Source organism: Vibrio sp. Y176 (assembly GCF_033438945.1).
The window spans coordinates 1-804 of the sequence record NZ_JAWOQS010000342.1; the positions used below are offsets into that span (position 1 = coordinate 1).

Consider the following 804-nt stretch of genomic DNA (forward strand, 5'->3'; position numbering starts at 1 on the left):
CATCCTGAAGATACCCAATCCTTTAGGCTTTTTCCTGTTCCCGCCAACATCCTGTCGACACAATCAGTATTGATGTTTTGCTGATTACTCTCAATCAGCTAGGTAAAAAAACTTTGGCAGCGAATATTATGAAAAATACTATAAGTTTTAATTTTCAATTGGTTATATGCATTTTTTGATTTTGTCTTAGTCAAAGATGGTCGTTTTGCTTACATTGCTTGTGAGAGATCTCGCACAAGGTGTCGAGCAAATGTCCGAATTGGCGTCGTTTTCATCTTGTTTAAGAATTTGCTCAAGATCACAACTCGATTTGTAACCATAAAATTTGGCGATGGTGTTAGGTGGGATTTCCATTTCTCTGATAGCGAATTTTGCCCATTCATCGCGTGTCTTGTGCAGGATTTGGCGTAGCTTGATAGTGAAGTGGCTCATCAAAGCTTCCTTAGTTAGCTTGTCTTTACAAGGCAAGAATAAGGAGAGAGACAACACCAAGTTGATAGTATGCCGTTTAATATCAATACTATTTCGGCGTGATGAAGATTATGTCGGCAATACTGATATTATTTGAGCGTGAAACAATACTATCTTGTGGAGTAGCCAATGGCGCACATCGAAAAAGTACCGCAGAGACCAGGTTTTTCTTGGCGCTATCGTCGCATTGATGAGGTAGAGAAAGAGTACGACCTCCATTTTCACGATGATGTGTTTCAGTTGGTCATCCATCGACACTTCACTGGCAGTTTGCATATTGGTCATCACGAATTCGAAGTGACTCACAACCAAATGCTATTGATCGCGCCTGGT

At 40.4% G+C, this 804-nt stretch carries 1 protein-coding gene and 1 pseudogene; one reads left to right on the forward strand and one right to left on the reverse strand.

The genetic code is table 11. The annotated features are described in order from the left end of the window. Nucleotides 1–186 precede the first annotated feature (186 nt). A complete protein-coding gene (locus R7O13_RS25955; protein ID WP_318305086.1) occupies nucleotides 187–432 on the reverse strand; it encodes a hypothetical protein in 246 nt (81 codons plus the stop codon). A 168-nt stretch (nucleotides 433–600) separates the two neighbouring features. Here R7O13_RS25955 and R7O13_RS25960 point away from each other — a divergent pair. Further along, a pseudogene (locus R7O13_RS25960) lies at nucleotides 601–804 on the forward strand (AraC family transcriptional regulator); the annotation flags it as partial.

Excerpts from the sequence above, each read along its gene's own strand:
- R7O13_RS25955 (WP_318305086.1), bottom strand. The coding sequence starts at position 432 with ATGAGCCACTTCACTATCAAGCTACGCCAAATCCTGCACAAGACACGC.